Source organism: Myxococcus llanfairpwllgwyngyllgogerychwyrndrobwllllantysiliogogogochensis (assembly GCF_006636215.1).
Classification (GTDB): domain Bacteria; phylum Myxococcota; class Myxococcia; order Myxococcales; family Myxococcaceae; genus Myxococcus; species Myxococcus llanfairpwllgwyngyllgogerychwyrndrobwllllantysiliogogogochensis.
In genome coordinates this window covers 1-15738 of sequence record NZ_VIFM01000257.1, presented here as the reverse complement: position 1 = coordinate 15738, position 15738 = coordinate 1, and the positions used below count along the sequence as shown (strand labels likewise).

The following is a 15738-nucleotide window of genomic DNA, read 5'->3' as shown; positions in this document are numbered from 1 at the left end:
CCTGCAGGGGCTGGTGATGCTGCAAGGGGGCGCCGCCGGGCAGGGTGAGGGTGGGCGCCTCGGGCAGCGGGGGGATGTGGACGCAGATGGGCAGCGCCATGGGTTTCCTCATATCGGCTCGGCGATGGGGCGGACGACGCGGCCGGCGATGGTGACCTGAGCCGCCTCCAGGGAGATGGCGCCCACCGCGCGCAGAGAGAGGGCGGTGGTGGCTTCCAAGGTGACGGTGTTCTCCTCCGCGTCGAAGGTGAGGCAGTCGCCCGTCTTCCGGTTGGTGAGCTTCAGCTTGCGGTGGCCCGCGGACTCGTCGAGTTCGACGCGGAAGGTGGGCGTGGCGAGGACGCGGTTGTCGGGCGGAGACACCTGGGCTTCTTCGGGCACCTCGCTCTGACCGCCCGGCTTCCCCCAGTGCGCGCTGAGGTAGTAGGGGGCGTCGATGTCGCCCTGGTTGAAGAAGACAGCCACCTCGGCGCCCACGTGCGGCACCGCGAAGAAGCCCGTGTCCTTGGCGCCGCCCCCGGAGGTGCCCAAGGGCCAGGCCCAGGCGGACTCGGGCTCGAGGACGCCGGGGATGCACACGCGGACGCGGCCGAGCTGTGCCTCGTCGTCGCGGCTGGTGACGTAGCCCACGTACATGCCAAGCAGGCGTGTGTCATGGGCGAGGATGTCGTCGTCGAAGGTGCTCATGGTGGCTCGCTACCTGGGGAGACTCATTCCGGCTTCCGGGTCCTCGACACCGATGGGTTGCCCGTCACGGCGGTACTCGATGTACCGGGTGCCGGTGTCCCGCTCGAATGCCTCGACTTCCTTCAGTGCCCCAGTCGTCTCGGGTGCACTGGTGTTGGGCTGTCCGCCCTGGGCCTGGCCCTGCTTGTCGGCGCTGCCTTGCTGACGCTGCCCCGTGCCGTCACGCGACAGCTTCAAGTCGGTGGTGTAGCCGGAGGAGGAGAGGACGTGCTTCGCCTCGGTGACGTAATACTTCCCGGACAGGAAGCTGGAGATGCCGCGCACCTCCACGACGGACTTCGCGCGCAAGCTGGGGTTGCCTACCACCTGGAGGGACAGCTTCACCGTGCCGGCTTCCGCGCGTCGGAAGCGGGCCTCGGACTCGCGCTGGGCTTGGGCAGGTGTCGATGCCGAGGTGGGCTGGACGCTGGTGGTGCTGTTGCGGAGCTGCAGCGACGTGGTGCCCGCGCGCTTGTCCACCACCTCGAGGAAGTCCGCGAGGGTGGTGCGCTCCACAGTGGCACTGCTCGCCTGGGCCTCAATGTTCTTCTTGGCCAGAGCGTCCCGGCCACGCACGTCCACCTTGCCCACTCGGCGGCCCAGCTCCGACTCGACGTTGACCGAGAGGATGTCGCCCCGGCCTGCGTCGGCGTACCACCACAGCACATGGGTGGGCGCGGCGGCCTGGTTGCGCGGGCCGAAGGTGAGGCCCCTGTCGTCGACGTGGAACTGGAACTCCTCCCGCGCGGCCAGGCGCCGGAGAAAGCGCGCATCCGTCTCCCCGGCCTGGTGGATGGTGTCGAAGGACTCGCCGGTGTCCTCGACCTGGATGGAGCCCTCCTCGTAGCCGTGCTCGGCGGCCACCTCGCGCACTACCTGGGCGCGCGTCTTGCCCTTCCAGGTGCGCGTCTTCGCTTCGCGGTGCATGAGGGCGCTGAGGGCCTGGCCCTCGACGGTGAGCACCTGGAAGCCCTTCAACTTCTTCACCACCACTCGCCGCGGAGGCGCCATGAGCCCCGGGTAGCCCCAGGACACCTCCAGCACCGTGCCGCCCACCAGCTCCGCCCTGTCGAAGAGGGCCAGGTCGAAGTTGTCCAACTGGAGGGACAGCTTGTCGGCCTTCGTCGCGCTGTCCTCGAAGGTGAGGCCGAGGACGCGGCCCTCAAGGGAGAGGGGCTCGCCGCTGGGGGCCCTCTCGTGTGCCAGCAGCGTGAGGCGCACGCCAGGCGCGCTCCTGTCGAGGGGCCGCGTCACTCGCTGGCCCTCCGCCGCTGCTCGCTGAGGATGACGTCGGTGAGGACGCGCAGCGAGGGGATGTAGACGCGCCGCCCGGTCTCCAGCTCCAGCGTCGCGTCGATGATGGGCTCCGGCTGGAAGTCGGCGATGGCCCACCAGAAGCCGCAGGCGCGCGGGAGGGGCGCGAAGTAGCGGCCGGCCAGCCCCCAGAGGGAGTCGCCCTCGGCGACGAGGTGGACGCGCGTGTCCACGTGCGGCTGGAAGCCGTAGGGGACCCTCTCGGTGAGGAAGAGCTGGCCGGCCTCGTCCCGGAAGCCAAGGGAGAAGGAGTGGCGACTGCCGGCGTGAGGGGCCACTACGGCACCTCCCGACGGAGCTGCTCGGAGGTGACGCGGGTGTCCAGCACCTCCTCGAAGGTGACGGTGGCGGTGTAGACGAGGACGCGGCCGTCGACGGCGAGCTGGCGGTACTGGAACTCCACGCTGGCGACGACGCACTCCACGGTGAGGAGGCCGGGCCAAAGGACGAGGACGCGCGGTGGCGCCGTCGCCAGCACACCCTCGGTACCCGCCGGAGGCACGGTGAGCGCGCGCAGGAAGCCGCGGAACGCCATGATGTTGGACGTGTCGGCCTGCTGCGTGGCGAAGAAGGCGTCCAGGTAGAACTCGACGCCCGAGAGCTGCCGGTTGGAGGTGCCCTGAAACTGGAGCACCTGGTGCGAGAGGCCCGGCACCGCCAGGCGGTTCCAGTTCACCTGGAGCTTCTCGGTGAGCTGCGACGGGTTGAAGAGGCACTCCATGGCCTCGCCGGTGAGGACATTCACCAGCACGCAGCGAGGAGGACGGGCGAGGCCAGCAGCGAAGGACACGCGGGGCCTGCCTTTCAGTAAGACGCCATGGGGGAGAAGCTGCGGGAGGCGGCGTCCCTCTCGGCGCGCGCCGTGGCCTGGGCAAGCACCTCTCCGTCCACCTGCACGCTGACGAGAACGGGCGCTGCGGGAGGCGAGGCCGACTGTGAGGAGAGCACCTCGGGCTGGGGCAGCGAGGCCTGGAGGGCCGCCACCGCCGGCATGGACGAGGACTCCAGGGGCCACTCCGCCGGCAAGGTGGAGGCCGTGGAGGCGACGGGCGCTGGGGCCGAGGCGGGGGAGTCCTCGAGGCCGAAGGCGACGGACAAGTCCCGGTGGAGGGTAAGCCGGGCCGACCGCAGCGCCTGCTGGAGGCCGGTGTCCTTGCCGAAGAGGCTCGCCACGGCGTCCACGACACCGAGGATGGCGCCCACCAACTCCAGGAGGACGCCGGAGATGGCGTCCACCACCCCGAAGACGATGAGCTTCAGGCCCGTCCACGCCTCGGCCCAGTTGCCGGTGAGGGCTCCGCTCAGCGTCAACACGACGCCCCAGAAGACGTCGACGATGCCAGAGAAGGCCGCGAGGGCCGCGTTGAGGATGCCCCCCACCACCGACACCACGAGGGAGACGGCGGACACCAACACGCCCACGACGGTGGTGATGTTGCCGATGGCAAATCCGATGGCTTCCCCCATGAGCGTCCACCCACTGGTGCCCTGCTGCACAGCGGAGGTGGTGCCCAAGAGGCCAGAGAGCGCCCCACCGAGGACGTGGCCCAGGTGCGCCAGGCTGCCCAGGAGGACGTCGACGCCGGCCTTCATGTAGTGCCATTGCCCGGCCAGGCCCTCCGCCACCTCGGCACCGGCCGTCATGCCCATGACGACGAAGTCGAAGCTGCGGGCGAGGGCGCGGCCCACCGTGGCCCCCGCGTCGCCGAAGGCGGCGAACTTCGCGGCGGCCGTGGCCGCGTCGTCCCTCTCGGAGAGGAAGCCCAGCGCTTCGCCCACCCGCCTTAGCGTCGCCTGGAAGGACTCGAGGGTGGGGCGCGCGGCTTCGAGTCCGGAGGAGAAGCCGTCGGCGAGGCCCGAGAAGAAGCTGTGGATGCGATGGCCCCACAGATAGACGGTGATGAGGAAGTCCTTCAGGCCGGCGTTTTCAGCGCGGCCCAACTCCTCGCGCACCGCGCCGGAGAAGCCTCCGTCCTCGAAGAGCTGGACGAGGCCGCGGAAGGCGAGCGTCACCTGCTCCTGCACACGACGCGCGAAGTCGCCCAGGCCCCCGAGGTTGTGACGGAAGGCGTAGGCGAGGCCGGCCACGGCGACGCCCAGGAGGACGACAGCGCCCACGGCTGGAAGCACCGTGGCCAGGAGGCCGCCCAGCGTGAGGCCCAGCACCTTGAGGCCTACCACCAGCAGCGCCAGGCCCACCTTCGCGGCGATGACGGCGCCGACAAGGGTGATGATGCCGCCAGCTCCGAGCGCGAAGGCTGCGAAGGCGCGCTTCACCGGGCCAGGCAACGCCTGGAAGACACCCAGCACCTGCTGCACCGCGCTGGCGACGAGGGTGACGAGGGGCTTCAAGACTTGGGCGAAGGGCTCCCCGAGGACGATGGCCAGCGTCTCTAGGTTGCCGGCCAGCAGCGTCTGCTGGCCTTGGAATGTGTCGAGCATCTGTTCGCGGAACTTTGTGGCTGTGCCGCCCGCATTCTCGAACTCATCGCGCAGGTACTTGAGGGCCTCGGCGCCGCGGACGACTTCGCCGGTGTCCTTGCGGATGCCGCTGCTGAACTGCGTGAGGATGGCATTCACGCCGCCCAACGCTTCGCGGCCGAAGGCCTTCAGCAGGAATGCGGAGCGCTGCGCCTCCGTCATACGGCTGAGGGCGGGGGCCAGCTTGTCGAGGATGTCGAGGAAGCTGAGGAAGTTTCCGCTGGAGTCGGTGACGGCAACGCCCAGGCCACGCAGGTGCTTCTGGACCTCTGGGTCCGCCATCCGCTCCATGGCGACAGCCACGGCGGTGGACGCGCGCTCCACGCCGGGGACGACATTCTTCACAAGGCCCAGGGCGATGAGTGTCTCGGGCAGGGACTGATTGAGGGCCTGCGCGCCACGCGCTGCGGTGCCGAGGGCCAGAGGCAACTCATTGGCGCTGAGGGCGAAGACGTTGACGGCCTGGAGCATCTGGTCGACGGAGAGGGCGGCACCGTCCACGGAGATGCCGAAGGCCTTCATTGCCTGCGACGCGAGGCCCGCCGCACCTTGGGGCGTCAGCTCCCCCAGTGAGCCCCCGGCCAGGTCCAGGACGGGCTCCAGCAGCTTCATGGCCTCGCTGGCGTTGAAGCCAGCCTGGGTGAGCTCTCGCAGGCCCAGCACAGATTCCGTGGGCGTGAATTGCGTAGCGAGGCTCGCCTTGATGGCAGCGTCACGCAGTTGCCCAAGTACCTCGGCCGAGGCGCCGGAGACGGCGGCCACGCCCGCCACGGCCTGTTCAAATTGGCCAGCGGCGTTGGCCAGAGACAGCGATGCCCCGATGGTGATGGCGCCGGCCGTGAAGAGGGCCATGGCGACGCCGAGCCGCTGGAAGGCCCCTTCAATGCGCGTGGTGCCCAACCCCACGCGCCTGTCGAGGGACATGAAGTTGCGCTCCACGCCTTGAAAGGTGCCAGAGGCCAGGTCTCGTGCCGTAAAGATGAAGCCCAGGCCGAGGTTGTTGAGCACGCGCTACCTCCGCTTCGCCGACTTCTCCAAGGCCTTCGCCTCGCGACTGCGTTGCTGTCCGATGCGCTCAAGGAGCCAGTCCCTGTCCGAGGTGGGCAGCTCCAATGCGTCACCGAGGGGAGCTGCGAGGCCGCTGCCTCCGTGCTGGTGCCAGCACAAGTTGAAGAGGCCCTCGCGCCACGTCTCCAGCGTCACGCCGGGGAAGAGGTGGAGCGCTCCCGGCGCCTCGTCGTCCGCTGCTTCCCCGGAAGGAAGAAGCCCCGGTCGAAAGGGAGCTCCACCTCCTGGCGCATGAGGCACTCGGGGCACTCGACTTCGAGGGTGGTGTCCACACCGCAGTCGACGGCGTCAAACTCGTCGACGAGGAAGTCCGCGTCGCGCAGGCTCAAGTCCTCGAGGAAGCGCCGCTTGTCGCGCGCGTCCACTCCGTCAACGTCCAGTACCCGGTAGGCGAGGACGGAGGACAACAGCTTCTCCGGCGCCGCGCGCTGGAGTTGCGGCAGTCGCCGCTCATCCTCACCCGTCAGAAGCTTGAAGCGCACGCGCTTGCCGGCGTCGGGCAGGCTCGTCTCGAAGCGGTTGCCGGCCATGAAGGCCGCGCGGCTGGCGTCCGAGAGGACGCGCACCGGCAGCTGCGTCAAATCCAGCTCCCAGTCGATGCGGGCGCGGCAGGCGGCATTCTGGCAGGGGACGGCGAAGACGTACTCGGGGCCGTAGGTGTGGACGCGCACTTGAAGGAGGGAGAAGAAGCGGTCTCCCTGCAGCACCTGGCCCCAATCCACCTTCCCAGCGGCGAAGGCGTAGGGGCCCGCCTCCATCAGCTCTTCCCAGCACGCGGAGAGCAACTCGTCCACCTGGCCGCCGCTCTTCGCCAGCTTCCTGTCCGCGAGGACGCGCTCTTCCCGCACCTTCATGCCGCGGATGCGGCCCGTCAGCCCCGAGGGGCATGAGATGATGTTCGCCATGTCCTTCCTCCGGGAAGGACAAAGGCTTCGGACGGCAAATCGGGGACATCGAAAGACGCAGCACCCAATCTGCGTGGGGCCTTATGAGCGCGTGGGTCTGGTCAGGGGCGTTTCGGGTTTCAGAGGTGCTGGCGCAGCGTCTGGACGAACAGGTCCTGCCTCCAGAATCGAAGGGCGTCTACCTAGTCTCTCGGAAACACTGGTACCCGCGCACGCAGGGAAGGTGGTGTCCAGTGAAGGTGCTCCGAGCCCTCGGCGCCGAGCTGGCCCTGACGGTTGCGTCTGTCCTCGCCCCGGTGGAGCGGGCCGCAGTGGGGGCAAACGGAAACTACCCAGAATTTGGGCAGTTGTTGCCCCGGCTGAACTGGTCGTGCCGGGCGTGGACTTCGACGAACTGGAGCAGGTGGCACGCACGGCAAAACGGCACGACGAGCAGTTGGAGACAGCGGAGACGTCGCCCCACCTGGCTCAGGACCCGGTGTCCTCCGTCTACGTGTCCCTGGAGTAGCACTGGGCAGGGGGCGTCGTCTCCACCCAGCCGCTCCTCCCCATGGTGACAGTGGGCGGAGGCGTGGCGGCCGTTCCGGATAGGACGCGGCACGTGCTGGCCTTCCTGCCCTGCGTGGCCCTTGCCTTGCTCGCCGGGCAAGGGCCACGCGCCCGCCGAGTGCCAGCGTCGGAGCCGGCGAGCGCATGGTTCAGGATTTGTCGTGCCGGTGTCGCCCGGCTCAGCGCCAGCTGACCTTGGCGGTGGACACGCTGGTGATTGACCTCGCGCCGTTGGTGACTTCGACGTGAACGTCCTTGTCGCTGGACGGACCGACCACCAGGGCGCTGGGCTCCCACCTGGCAGCCTCGTTGGCGCCGCCCGGTTTGTGCTGCGCAGAGACGATGATGGTCATCGGTATCGGGCTGTTGTTGACGGGGCTTTCCCACTGGCGGGCGTGTTCTTGCTCGAAGTTGATGGTGTTGAAGAGGCGTTGGCCACTGGTCTTCTCAATCACGATGATTTCGTTCTCGTCCTTGGAACTGGAGTCGAATGACACGTTGAGCGAGATTTTCTTGCGAGGCGGGACAATGAACTCGACGAATTGCATTGGCATCTCCGGTGCGAAACGGGTGCGGTACACCCGCAGCGGATACTGCCGAGTCTCGCTGGCAGATTCCGTGCGGCAGGGTCTTCGCGTGAGCGAGGTGTTAGAATGTCGTGGGTCGTCCGGGGCCAGTGGTCTGACACCTGACGCCGCGTGTTGTTGAGAGACATCTGAACGAACGCTGTGCGATAGCTGCCCCCCGGTGCCATGGACAAGGAGCTTCGTAGCCAAGCAGGCGCGAGTGCGATGGAGCATGGCTGGCGGTATGCGATGGGAGCAGCTCGTGGAGGCCGGCGCCGGGACGCCCGTGCCGGGCGGGGACCTGCGTGGTTGGCTCCGGGAGTGGCTCCCGGCGGTGACGCGCCGGCAGCGTCACCCAGGGAGTCACCGCTACCTCTGGGGCTGCGCCCGGGTGTCCGGCGTCGGCTCCCTCCGTCCTTGCTGAGCCCGAAGTGGGCGAGGCCGCTGGCGTGAGGGCAGTCGCGGATCCCGCACTCGCGAGGGCTGACGCTCGGGGCCTATGCGCTGGTGATGGCCCTTGCCAGCAACCAGCCCAGCCCTGACTGTCGTTAGGGGCTGTAAGAAGTCCTGGTGTGGACGGAGTGCCGAGGTCTCTCGTCAACGAGTTCGTTCACTCATGGGCTGAGCGGGCGCCTCTGTGCAATGTCAGGCGCCTGCCAGGATGCAGCATCCACAATCGCTAGGTTGCCGGCGGAGTCCTACTTGGCCAGCTCGAAGAAGTCGTAGGTGAGCGTGACGGACTCGATGACGTTCTCGTCCGACTCGTTGTCCCACTCACCCGCGACGAACTTCACCGGCCAGGCATGTGAGAGGCTCCACCTGCGCAGCGTGGTGCCGTCCCGGTCCTGCTGGACGATGTCGAGGTTGCGCTTGTAGAGGCTGTCTGGCAGGCCCAGGCCGCTGGCGGTGTCCACCACGGAGAGGAACCAGTCAAAGAGCTCATGGTCCTGCGTGGCGCCTCTTTCCAGGGTGACGTCGGAGAAGGTGAGGCGCCCCGGGGACTTGTTGGGGATGAGGCTGCCGCCCTCGAAGTATTGGACGTTGGCGACCTCGACGGACAGCTCGCTGCACTTCTGGAAACCGGAGTGCCCGAGGCCGTCAACCTCACAGAGAAACTTGAAGCGCTTATGGAAGCTGCGCGGTTGTCCGATGATGGCCATGGCGAGGCTCCTTACAGGCCCGCCGAAGCCAGCTCGGCTTCGAGGGCGCGGGTGTCCTGAGAAACCCGCAGGACGATGAACTCGGCGGGCTTGTTGGTGGCGAGCCCGATGCGCGCCACCAGCTTTCCGGCGAAGACCACGGACGGCGGATTGAGCGCGTCCGAGACGTCAACGAAGAAGGCCTTGGCGGGTTCCTGGCTGCGGAAGGCCCCGTTCTTCATCTGTGCGAGGAGGAAGGCGGCAATGGAGCGCCGCACCTGGGCGCGCAGCCCCTCGGTGTTGTTGCGGTGTCGGGCGAATTGCAGCCCCGACTTGAGGCTGCGCTCGATGAAGGACACCCCGCGCCGCTCGGCGACGTAGGGGAAGTTGCCGCTGGCCTTCAGCGTGCGGCTGCCGTCGATGAAGCGCGGCAGGCCGGGCCCGGTGGTGAGCGGATTGATGCGGCGGGGGTAGACGATGTCCCGCTTCTTCTCTTCGAGGCACTCCTTGGACTCGAAGCCCAGGACGCCGAACATGCGCCCGGCCTCGATGCCCGCGGGAGCCTCATACACACCACCGGGGCGCGCGCCGTCGTTGCGCGCGAAGACGCCAGCAATGATGCCGGAGGGCGGGACGACGAACTGCTCCAGGTTGCCGAAGACGCCGCGGGCAGGGTTGAGCACCTTGACGCGGGGCCAGTAGAGGGCCGCGTGCTCAGAGAGCCCTTCGAGGGCGGCCTCCTGCGAGACGTAGGAGACGATGTCCGTGGCGCTGTAGCCCGCGGGCGAGTCGAGGACGGCGAAGACGAGGCCGTCGCGCGCCACCTCGCAGTAGCGCACCATGGCGTTGTGGACGGCGGGCGTGGCGCGCCCGGGCACCAGGAGGAGGGAGAGGTCCTGCACTTCGTCGAGCGCGTAAAAGGCCGCTCCGGCCGGCCTCGGAGCCGATGAAGTCGGTGTCGTCCAGTCCGACGAGGCCGTCCGCGCCGCCCGAGAGGGCCACCGTCTGCACGTCCGGAATCGCGTCCGGTTGCACCATGAAGGCCCGGACGTAGGTGGAGCCGGTGCGCTCGTCATTGAGGATGCGCTCGACATAGCGTGCGTCGCCCCGGGCCGAGGAGAGGTTGGGGAAGGACTCGCGGTAGGCGCCGTCCTCGAGGACGAGGACGTCGAAGGTGTCGGCAGCGCCATTCGTCGAGGGCCGCACCTCCACCTCGAGGCGGTTGGCGTAGGCGCCTGCATCCCTGGCGTCCAGGTGGAGGACGTCGGTGGCGCCGGAGGCGTCGCCCGTGTGCAGCAGCGCGTCGAGTCCGAGGCCGGAGCCCGCGTCTCCCTGCACACGCAAGGAAGCGCCAGGCCCCGTGGACTGGGTGAGCAACTGCAGGGCCCCCAGGGAGGACGGTGCCACTCGGACACCCGCCACCGCCGCCTCCACGAGGGCGCGCACCTCGGCCAGCTCGACGGCGCGCAGGCTCTGGACGTTGCCGCTCCCCACCTGCGGGCCGCCCCCGAAGCCGAAGACGGTGCCCGCCACCTCGTCGCCCACCTCCAGGCGGCTGGAGGCGCCCTGGGTGTCGCTGGCGATTCTCAGCACGCCGGCCTCCACGGTGGCGCGTCCGCCGATGAGTCCCGAGTTGAGGACGGCGGCCACCTCCTGGGCAGTGGCCTGGGTGATGTCGCCGAAGTCCTCCTCGCTGAAGGGGATGAAGACGTCCCGGCCGTCGTCGACGCGCACGCGGAGCGCCTGCCCGGCGGTGAGGGTGTAGGGGCCGGGGCGGCCTGCGGAGACGGAGGCCGCGGTGCCGGAGAAGACGACGTCCACCGCCTCGGCGCCGTTGGCGGACACCTCCAGGCGCTGACCGTCCCGCAGGGTGAAGGGGGGCCGCAAGGTGCCGCGCACGACGGCGGGCGTGGGCCCGCCGCCCGTGGTGAGGGCCGCCGCAGCAGGCGTGGCCGTGTGCGACTCGGGGTCGGAGGCGTCCTCGTAGTGGGCGGTGCGGACCGCCCACAAGTGAGTCCCTCCGTTCTCGAAGAAGCCCATGGCGGCGAGGGCCAAGTCGGCGTCCGGCGTGAAGCCGCCGAAGGTGGCCTGGTACTCCTCGAAGGAGGTGCACAGCACCGCCTGGCCGATGGGGCCGCGCTCCGCCAGGCCCACGGCGCCGGCCACGGAAGTGGGCGCCGAGGGAATGCCACGGACGCGCGGCTCCTCCTCCTCCACGACGATTTTCGACGACAGCAACTCACGACTCACGAGGCACCTCGCTTCTTGCGGGACACGCGCGCCGACACCTCCGGCGCGGCAGAGGGGGGCGACGACGGCGGGGCCGTGGGGGCTTGCCGCTTCAGGGCGACTTCGCCGCGGCGAATGGCAGCAGCGACCGCGGGCACGCAGAGAGTGGCCTCGGGCACGTCCTCCATCGACACACCCGTGGCCAGGGTGAGGGAGGAGGGCAGGCGTCGGCCGCCACGGCCTGGCTGCACGCCGCAGGCGCACTCGCCGCGCGCGACGCAGTACGACTCATGGGGCAGGAGGAAGGTGACGAGCCTGCCCAGGGCGTTGGTGAGGGTGACACTCATGAGGTGCCTCCAGAGAGAGAGTCCGTTTCGAGGTGAGTCCCGGCGACGGCCTTGCCGAGGTCGAGGGGCAGGCCCGAGTCCACGTCGAAGCCTCGCACCACCAAGCCCCAGGTGAAGGCGCGCACGTCGTCGCGGCTGCCGAGCTGCGTGCGCACCTCGCCGTCCGCGTCCATTTCCCAGCGGACGGTGCCGCGCGAGGCGTCCTCGGCGTCCCTCGGCATGGCCAGCCAGCGGTTACGGTTGAGGAAGGTGGCCACGGCAGCCATGAGGTTGAAGAGCTCGGCGGTGCGCTCGGAGGCCACCGTGAGGGTGAAGGCCAGGTCCACCGTGTACGCGGGGCGCCTGCGCACCAGCTCCGCGCCGGAGGGGCCCTGCACGACGTCCTCGTGCAACACGTTGGAGGCGTAGCGACGACTCTCGCGCAGCGTGGGGCCTGACAGCACCACGGAGGGCAGCGCGGCCATGGCGATGACGTTGAGTCCGTCGGCCACCGTGTCGTCGTAGTCGACGGAGACGCTGGCGCTGACGTTGGCCACCACCTGCTTCTTCAGCTCGCGCAGCAATGCGCGCACGAGGCGCGTGAGGTCCGCCTCCTTCGCGACATGTGGGCGCAGGTAGCGGTACCCGCCTGAGAGGACGGTGGCCTCACCTGGAACCGGGCTGCCCTCCGCGGAGAGGTTGAGTACCTCCACATCGACGAGCCCCGCCTCATGCGCGGGCGTCCTCACGTCCGCGAAGTGGGTGCCCGCCTCCACACGAAGCGACAGCACTTCGGCGGGCGCTCCTCCCAGGCGCACGGCCACCCGCGCGGCGAAGCCAGTGCCGGCGAGGCGGAGAATGTCGCCGCCGCTGGTAGGGCCCGAAGAGGGCGTCACGGAGGTGAGGGAGGGGACGGCCATTATCCGGGCCCTCCGAGGCCTAGCTCCTTCGCCACGCGCGCCAAGAAGCGGCGGCTGGCGCCCTGGCGAAAGCGTGCGAAGGCCGGCCGCAAGAAGGGCCGCGCGGGCGTCTGCGTCACAATGATGCCGCGCCCCCTGCCGCTGTTACGCGACTGGCCGGCCAGGCCGGCCTGGCGCAGCAGCGCGAAGAGGAAGCGCCGCATCTTCGGCGTCATGGGGATGACGACGGGCGGCCCCCCGTACTCCTGGAGCTGCGCCACGTCGACGAGGGACTCGCCGTCGGGACTCTTCGCGGTGCGCGACACACCGATGAAGGCCTCGTCGCCCTCCACGACGACGGAGATGGAGTTGCGCAGCGCGCCCGAGACGAGGAGTGCCTTCGTCCCGCTGAAGCCGGCGAGCTGGCGCGCCGCGAGCGTGAGGGGAGAGGGCGGGCGGAGCGGCTCTCCACCTGGTGCCTGCTGGGTGAGGCCCTGCACCACCTCCTTGCGCAGGGCGTGCGCTTCCTGGCGCAGGGCCGTCTGGAGCGCACCCTCAAGGCGCGACGAGCCCGCCGCCAACAGTTGGCGGGCCCGTTCCCAGTCTCCGGTGCGCGAGACGGCCATGGGCGACTCAGCCCTTCTTCGCCCGCAGGTGGGGGACGTGCGAGTTGAGCCACTCCAGGGCCACGTGCGTGGCCTCACTCACCACCGCGCCGTGACGGACGGACACCGACGTGAGGGACAGAGTGTGGGCGGCGACTTCCACGTCCTCCGGCCGGCAGCCGTAGTGCTTGAGGCCCTCGGCGATGGGGCGCACGGCGGGCAGGGTGCCGTAGCGCCAGTAGTGCAGCTCCAGGTTGCAGGTGTAGGCCTCGGCCTCGTAGCGGGCGCGCGCTGCGGAGCTGGTGAGGTAGGCCAACTCGTAGCTGGGGCCCTCCTCGTCGTGCTGGACGACGTGCTGGTGCTCGTGGACGCACACCACCACCTGGGCCCACAAATCCCAGCCGGACTTTGGCGTGCCCACCTCGAAGGGCAAATACAGGGTGCGGCCAACGGTGGTGGCATAGCGCTCGAGGAAGCGCTCCCTGTCGAGAATGCCCATGCGCCGAAGCACCTCGGCCGCCAGTTGCATTTCGAGGGAGTCGGCCTTGTTGGCCGTCGTGGTGCGGAAGCGCTCCTGCATGTGCTGATAGAAGGCCCACACCTCCGCAGGCTGGATGTCGCGCTGGAAGAGTGCGCCCACGCCAGGCAGGGACTGGAGGTAACCCTTCACAGGACACCGCCTTCCTCGGCGCCAGCGTCGGCGGTACCCGCGTCCACAGTGGCCGGCATGCAGGTGTGGCCGGTGATGCCGTCCTCGCTGACGTAGGCGCAAGTGAAGGCGACGCTGCTGTGCTCGCTGACGGCGTCGCAGTCGGCCAGCACCTGCCAGTTGCTGTCCGCGTTGCAGATTTCGGCGACGTTGCCGGCGCAGCGCGTGGACACCGGCGCGCAGCCGTCCGGCGCGCGGCAGCGGGTGAGGAGGGCGGTGGCGAGAAGTGAAGTGAGTAGCAGTGTTTTCATGCGAGTCCTCGGGCCTGGGGCCTGTCGTTGAAGGTGACGAGAAGGAGATTTCGGCGGGGCCTCGGGCGGTGGAGGCCGAAGCCGGTGGGGCGCGCCTCGGTGACGTAGAGCCCGGGCGGTGTCCTCACGGCCTGCACGAGGGCGCCCGCGACGTCGTAGAGAGCGCCCAGCCGGTCGCTGGGGCGGATGAGGGCGTCCCCGGTGGCCGCGTCGACGAGGCCGAGGCGCTCCAAGTCGCGGAAGTGGAAGACGAGTTCGAAGCTCGTCCGGGGGCTGTTGCCGGAAGGTGCCATTCGCAATGAAGCAAAGGCATCCGGCTCCACCTGGCAGGGGACACGCACGGGTGGAAATTCGCGGCGGAAGGCTTCGGCCACGCCGTCGTCGTCCGCGTCCACCAGCACCGGCTCGCGGAAGTCCGCGTCGTACCCGCTGGCATGGGGCCCTGGGCCGGAGCCCGCCATGGCGGCGGTGTCCAGGCGGTGCAACTCCGCCAAGAACGGGTAGATGAGCCTGCCCCTCATCAGGCGGCTCCGGGCAGCGAGGACTTCACGTAGGGAGCGAGGAGGGCGTCCACCTCCGGCTCTCCCGTGAGAATCCGCGAAGCGGGGCGGACGCTGTCCAGGCGGTAGCTCTGCTCGCGCGTGCGCTCCTCCACCACCCGCCAGCGCGTGCGCTCCTCCAGCGAGTCTTCATCCGCTAGGGGTGAAAGGCTGCGCAGGACGAGGAGCATGCAGGCGCGGCGGATGGCGAGCGGCGTGCGCCCCTCCGGCGTCCCGTCCGTCTCCGTGTAGCCCCAGCGCGCGCCCACCGTGACGTTGCCCTCGCCACGCGGGAAGACACGGCCATGGCGGAAGGTGAGGCGTGGCCCATCGAAGCCTGGGCCCACCGGGGCACCCACCACCACCAGGTGCTCCCGCGAGAAGGACACGTCCTCCCCGTACAGCGCCAAGCGGTAGAGGCGGAGGGGCGGTACCGGCAGCCAGAGAGAAGGAGTGCCGCGCCCGTCGAAGTGCAACGTCGCCGTGCGCGGCTCGAAGTGCCACCCCGTCACCTTGTCGATGGTGCGCGTCGCCTCCTCCAGCAGGACGGCCAGGCGGGTGTCGCCCGCCATGGCCGGTGTGACGCCCTCGGCGCGCATGTCGGCCACCGTGGCGTACACGTCAGTCCTTCTCCCGCTTGCCGCGGCGCGTGTCCTTCTCTTCGCTGGCCTTCGGCAGGTCCTCCGTCGTCAGCGTGCCGGCGGGCCGCGCCGCACTCAGCTTCAGCTCGTCGCTGGCGCTGCGCTTCACGCGGGCCTCGTCGGCCTCGGTGACGTCGAGGGCCTTCGCCTCGGCCTCCGTGCACACGTCGAAGGCGAGCGGCGAGTAGGTGTCGCTGGGCAGTTGGTGGACGGTGCGCAGGTAGTCCGCCACCAGCTTCTCCACCCGGTACCAGCCGCGCTCCTCCTGGAATTTGATTCCGGCATACGTGTAGCGCCGCAGCACGTGGCCGCGGCGTGCGTCGTAGGCCTTCAGTCGGACGAGATAGGTGTTGTCCATGGTGAGCCTCACAACTGCACGTTGATGGCCTTGGCCGTGCCCGATTCCTCGGCGAACTTCGCGTCGAAGCGCAGCGTGGCCACCACCTTCAGCGTGCCCTCGGAGATGTCGCGCGCGGACTCGATGCGAATCTGCCGCCAGATGCCGACGTGGATGTTCTTGGGATTGGTCAGCAGGATGGCCGTGCGGTCATTTGTCGCACCGAGGTTCTCCGGCCAGAGGGGGATGGGCCGCACCGGGACGCCCGAGTAGAGGACCGGCGCATCGCCCTCGAGGAACTTGTCGCCGACCGCCGTCGCCCGCTCGGCGAGCGTGCTGCGGTAGTCCAGGTCCGCGTCGACGCTGGTAAGAGGAACCCCATGCTGCCCTTGTCGCGCAGGTGCTCCGACGGCAGCGACTTGAGCAAGTCGCCGAGGACGTCCTTGCTGATGGG

Annotated in this window: 20 protein-coding genes; 1 reads left to right on the top strand and 19 read right to left on the bottom strand. The window is 69.3% G+C overall.

Annotated elements, in window-relative coordinates; translation table 11 throughout:
- Nucleotides 1–108: 108 nt before the first annotated feature.
- The 6 genes from FJV41_RS39650 to FJV41_RS39620 all read right to left on the bottom strand — a co-directional run bounded on the left by FJV41_RS39650 (nucleotide 109) and on the right by FJV41_RS39620 (nucleotide 6494).
- A complete protein-coding gene (locus FJV41_RS39650; RefSeq protein WP_141647815.1) occupies nucleotides 109–687 on the bottom strand; it encodes a phage baseplate assembly protein V in 579 nt (192 codons plus the stop codon).
- A 9-nt stretch (nucleotides 688–696) separates the two neighbouring features.
- On the bottom strand, nucleotides 697–1980 hold the full coding sequence (locus FJV41_RS39645; RefSeq protein ID WP_141647814.1) for a phage late control D family protein: 1284 nt from the start codon (nucleotides 1978–1980) through the stop codon (nucleotides 697–699).
- Nucleotides 1977–2318: a hypothetical protein gene (locus FJV41_RS39640; protein ID WP_141647813.1), complete on the bottom strand. Its 342-nt coding sequence runs from the start codon at nucleotides 2316–2318 to the stop codon at nucleotides 1977–1979. Before FJV41_RS39640 ends, FJV41_RS39645 begins: the two co-directional genes overlap by 4 nt.
- On the bottom strand, nucleotides 2318–2830 hold the full coding sequence (locus tag FJV41_RS39635) for a CIS tube protein (protein ID WP_141647812.1): 513 nt from the start codon (nucleotides 2828–2830) through the stop codon (nucleotides 2318–2320). The genes FJV41_RS39640 and FJV41_RS39635 overlap by 1 nt, the downstream gene beginning before the upstream one ends.
- Nucleotides 2831–2844: 14 nt before the next feature.
- Complete coding sequence (locus FJV41_RS39630) at nucleotides 2845–5529, bottom strand: phage tail tape measure protein (protein WP_141647811.1); 2685 nt, start codon at nucleotides 5527–5529, stop codon at nucleotides 2845–2847.
- A 191-nt stretch (nucleotides 5530–5720) separates the two neighbouring features.
- Nucleotides 5721–6494 carry a hypothetical protein gene (locus FJV41_RS39620; protein WP_141647810.1) on the bottom strand — a complete coding sequence of 258 codons (774 nt, stop codon included), beginning with the start codon at nucleotides 6492–6494 and terminating at the stop codon, nucleotides 5721–5723.
- Nucleotides 6495–6873: 379 nt separating this feature from the next.
- Between FJV41_RS39620 and FJV41_RS54770 the strand changes: the two genes are divergently transcribed.
- Complete coding sequence (locus FJV41_RS54770) at nucleotides 6874–7002, top strand: hypothetical protein (RefSeq protein WP_281291581.1); 129 nt, start codon at nucleotides 6874–6876, stop codon at nucleotides 7000–7002.
- A 220-nt stretch (nucleotides 7003–7222) separates the two neighbouring features.
- Here the strand turns inward: FJV41_RS54770 and FJV41_RS39615 are convergent, their stop codons facing one another.
- From FJV41_RS39615 to FJV41_RS52695, 13 genes are all read right to left on the bottom strand, one after another.
- Nucleotides 7223–7591: a hypothetical protein gene (locus FJV41_RS39615; protein WP_141647809.1), complete on the bottom strand. Its 369-nt coding sequence runs from the start codon at nucleotides 7589–7591 to the stop codon at nucleotides 7223–7225.
- 716 nt (nucleotides 7592–8307) lie between these two features.
- Entirely contained in the window at nucleotides 8308–8769 is a 462-nt protein-coding gene (locus FJV41_RS39610; protein ID WP_141647808.1) for a phage tail protein, read from the bottom strand.
- 11 nt (nucleotides 8770–8780) lie between these two features.
- Entirely contained in the window at nucleotides 8781–9572 is a 792-nt protein-coding gene (locus FJV41_RS39605; protein ID WP_246137709.1) for a phage tail sheath family protein, read from the bottom strand.
- Nucleotides 9463–10998 (bottom strand): phage tail sheath protein, encoded by a 1536-nt coding sequence (locus tag FJV41_RS39600; protein WP_141647806.1) that lies wholly within the window; start codon nucleotides 10996–10998, stop codon nucleotides 9463–9465. The genes FJV41_RS39605 and FJV41_RS39600 overlap by 110 nt, the downstream gene beginning before the upstream one ends.
- Nucleotides 10995–11324 (bottom strand): hypothetical protein, encoded by a 330-nt coding sequence (locus FJV41_RS39595; protein WP_141647805.1) that lies wholly within the window; start codon nucleotides 11322–11324, stop codon nucleotides 10995–10997. The genes FJV41_RS39600 and FJV41_RS39595 overlap by 4 nt, the downstream gene beginning before the upstream one ends.
- Nucleotides 11321–12223 carry an IPT/TIG domain-containing protein gene (locus tag FJV41_RS39590; RefSeq protein ID WP_141647804.1) on the bottom strand — a complete coding sequence of 301 codons (903 nt, stop codon included), beginning with the start codon at nucleotides 12221–12223 and terminating at the stop codon, nucleotides 11321–11323. Before FJV41_RS39590 ends, FJV41_RS39595 begins: the two co-directional genes overlap by 4 nt.
- Nucleotides 12223–12828, bottom strand: coding sequence for a hypothetical protein (locus FJV41_RS39585; RefSeq protein WP_141647803.1), 606 nt, complete (start codon nucleotides 12826–12828; stop codon nucleotides 12223–12225). The genes FJV41_RS39590 and FJV41_RS39585 overlap by 1 nt, the downstream gene beginning before the upstream one ends.
- Nucleotides 12829–12835: 7 nt before the next feature.
- Nucleotides 12836–13477, bottom strand: a complete 642-nt coding sequence (locus FJV41_RS39580; RefSeq protein WP_141647802.1) for a hypothetical protein — start codon at nucleotides 13475–13477, stop codon at nucleotides 12836–12838.
- The gene (locus FJV41_RS39575) at nucleotides 13474–13767 is read right to left on the bottom strand and encodes a hypothetical protein (RefSeq protein ID WP_141647801.1); all 294 of its coding nucleotides are present in this window, start codon (nucleotides 13765–13767) and stop codon (nucleotides 13474–13476) included. The genes FJV41_RS39580 and FJV41_RS39575 overlap by 4 nt, the downstream gene beginning before the upstream one ends.
- The gene (locus tag FJV41_RS39570) at nucleotides 13764–14288 is read right to left on the bottom strand and encodes a hypothetical protein (RefSeq protein WP_141647800.1); all 525 of its coding nucleotides are present in this window, start codon (nucleotides 14286–14288) and stop codon (nucleotides 13764–13766) included. The genes FJV41_RS39575 and FJV41_RS39570 overlap by 4 nt, the downstream gene beginning before the upstream one ends.
- Nucleotides 14288–14926, bottom strand: a complete 639-nt coding sequence (locus FJV41_RS39565) for a hypothetical protein (protein WP_141647799.1) — start codon at nucleotides 14924–14926, stop codon at nucleotides 14288–14290. The genes FJV41_RS39570 and FJV41_RS39565 overlap by 1 nt, the downstream gene beginning before the upstream one ends.
- Nucleotide 14927: 1 nt before the next feature.
- Nucleotides 14928–15305 carry a hypothetical protein gene (locus FJV41_RS39560; RefSeq protein WP_141647798.1) on the bottom strand — a complete coding sequence of 126 codons (378 nt, stop codon included), beginning with the start codon at nucleotides 15303–15305 and terminating at the stop codon, nucleotides 14928–14930.
- Nucleotides 15306–15313: 8 nt separating this feature from the next.
- Nucleotides 15314–15738, bottom strand: a 425-nt coding sequence (locus FJV41_RS52695) for a hypothetical protein (RefSeq protein ID WP_281291580.1), incomplete at its 5' end; no start/stop codon positions are given.

What these genes read in the sequence shown, in the direction of transcription:
- FJV41_RS39650 (WP_141647815.1), bottom strand. Translation starts at nt 687, where the DNA reads ATGAGCACCTTCGACGACGACATCCTCGCCCATGACACACGCCTGCTT.
- FJV41_RS39620 (WP_141647810.1), bottom strand. Translation starts at nt 6,494, where the DNA reads ATGGCGAACATCATCTCATGCCCCTCGGGGCTGACGGGCCGCATCCGC.
- FJV41_RS39615 (WP_141647809.1), bottom strand. Translation starts at nt 7,591, where the DNA reads ATGCAATTCGTCGAGTTCATTGTCCCGCCTCGCAAGAAAATCTCGCTC.
- FJV41_RS39610 (WP_141647808.1), bottom strand. Translation starts at nt 8,769, where the DNA reads ATGGCCATCATCGGACAACCGCGCAGCTTCCATAAGCGCTTCAAGTTT.
- FJV41_RS39595 (WP_141647805.1), bottom strand. Translation starts at nt 11,324, where the DNA reads ATGAGTGTCACCCTCACCAACGCCCTGGGCAGGCTCGTCACCTTCCTC.
- FJV41_RS39590 (WP_141647804.1), bottom strand. Translation starts at nt 12,223, where the DNA reads ATGGCCGTCCCCTCCCTCACCTCCGTGACGCCCTCTTCGGGCCCTACC.
- FJV41_RS39585 (WP_141647803.1), bottom strand. Translation starts at nt 12,828, where the DNA reads ATGGCCGTCTCGCGCACCGGAGACTGGGAACGGGCCCGCCAACTGTTG.
- FJV41_RS39575 (WP_141647801.1), bottom strand. Translation starts at nt 13,767, where the DNA reads ATGAAAACACTGCTACTCACTTCACTTCTCGCCACCGCCCTCCTCACC.
- FJV41_RS39570 (WP_141647800.1), bottom strand. Translation starts at nt 14,288, where the DNA reads ATGAGGGGCAGGCTCATCTACCCGTTCTTGGCGGAGTTGCACCGCCTG.
- FJV41_RS39560 (WP_141647798.1), bottom strand. Translation starts at nt 15,305, where the DNA reads ATGGACAACACCTATCTCGTCCGACTGAAGGCCTACGACGCACGCCGC.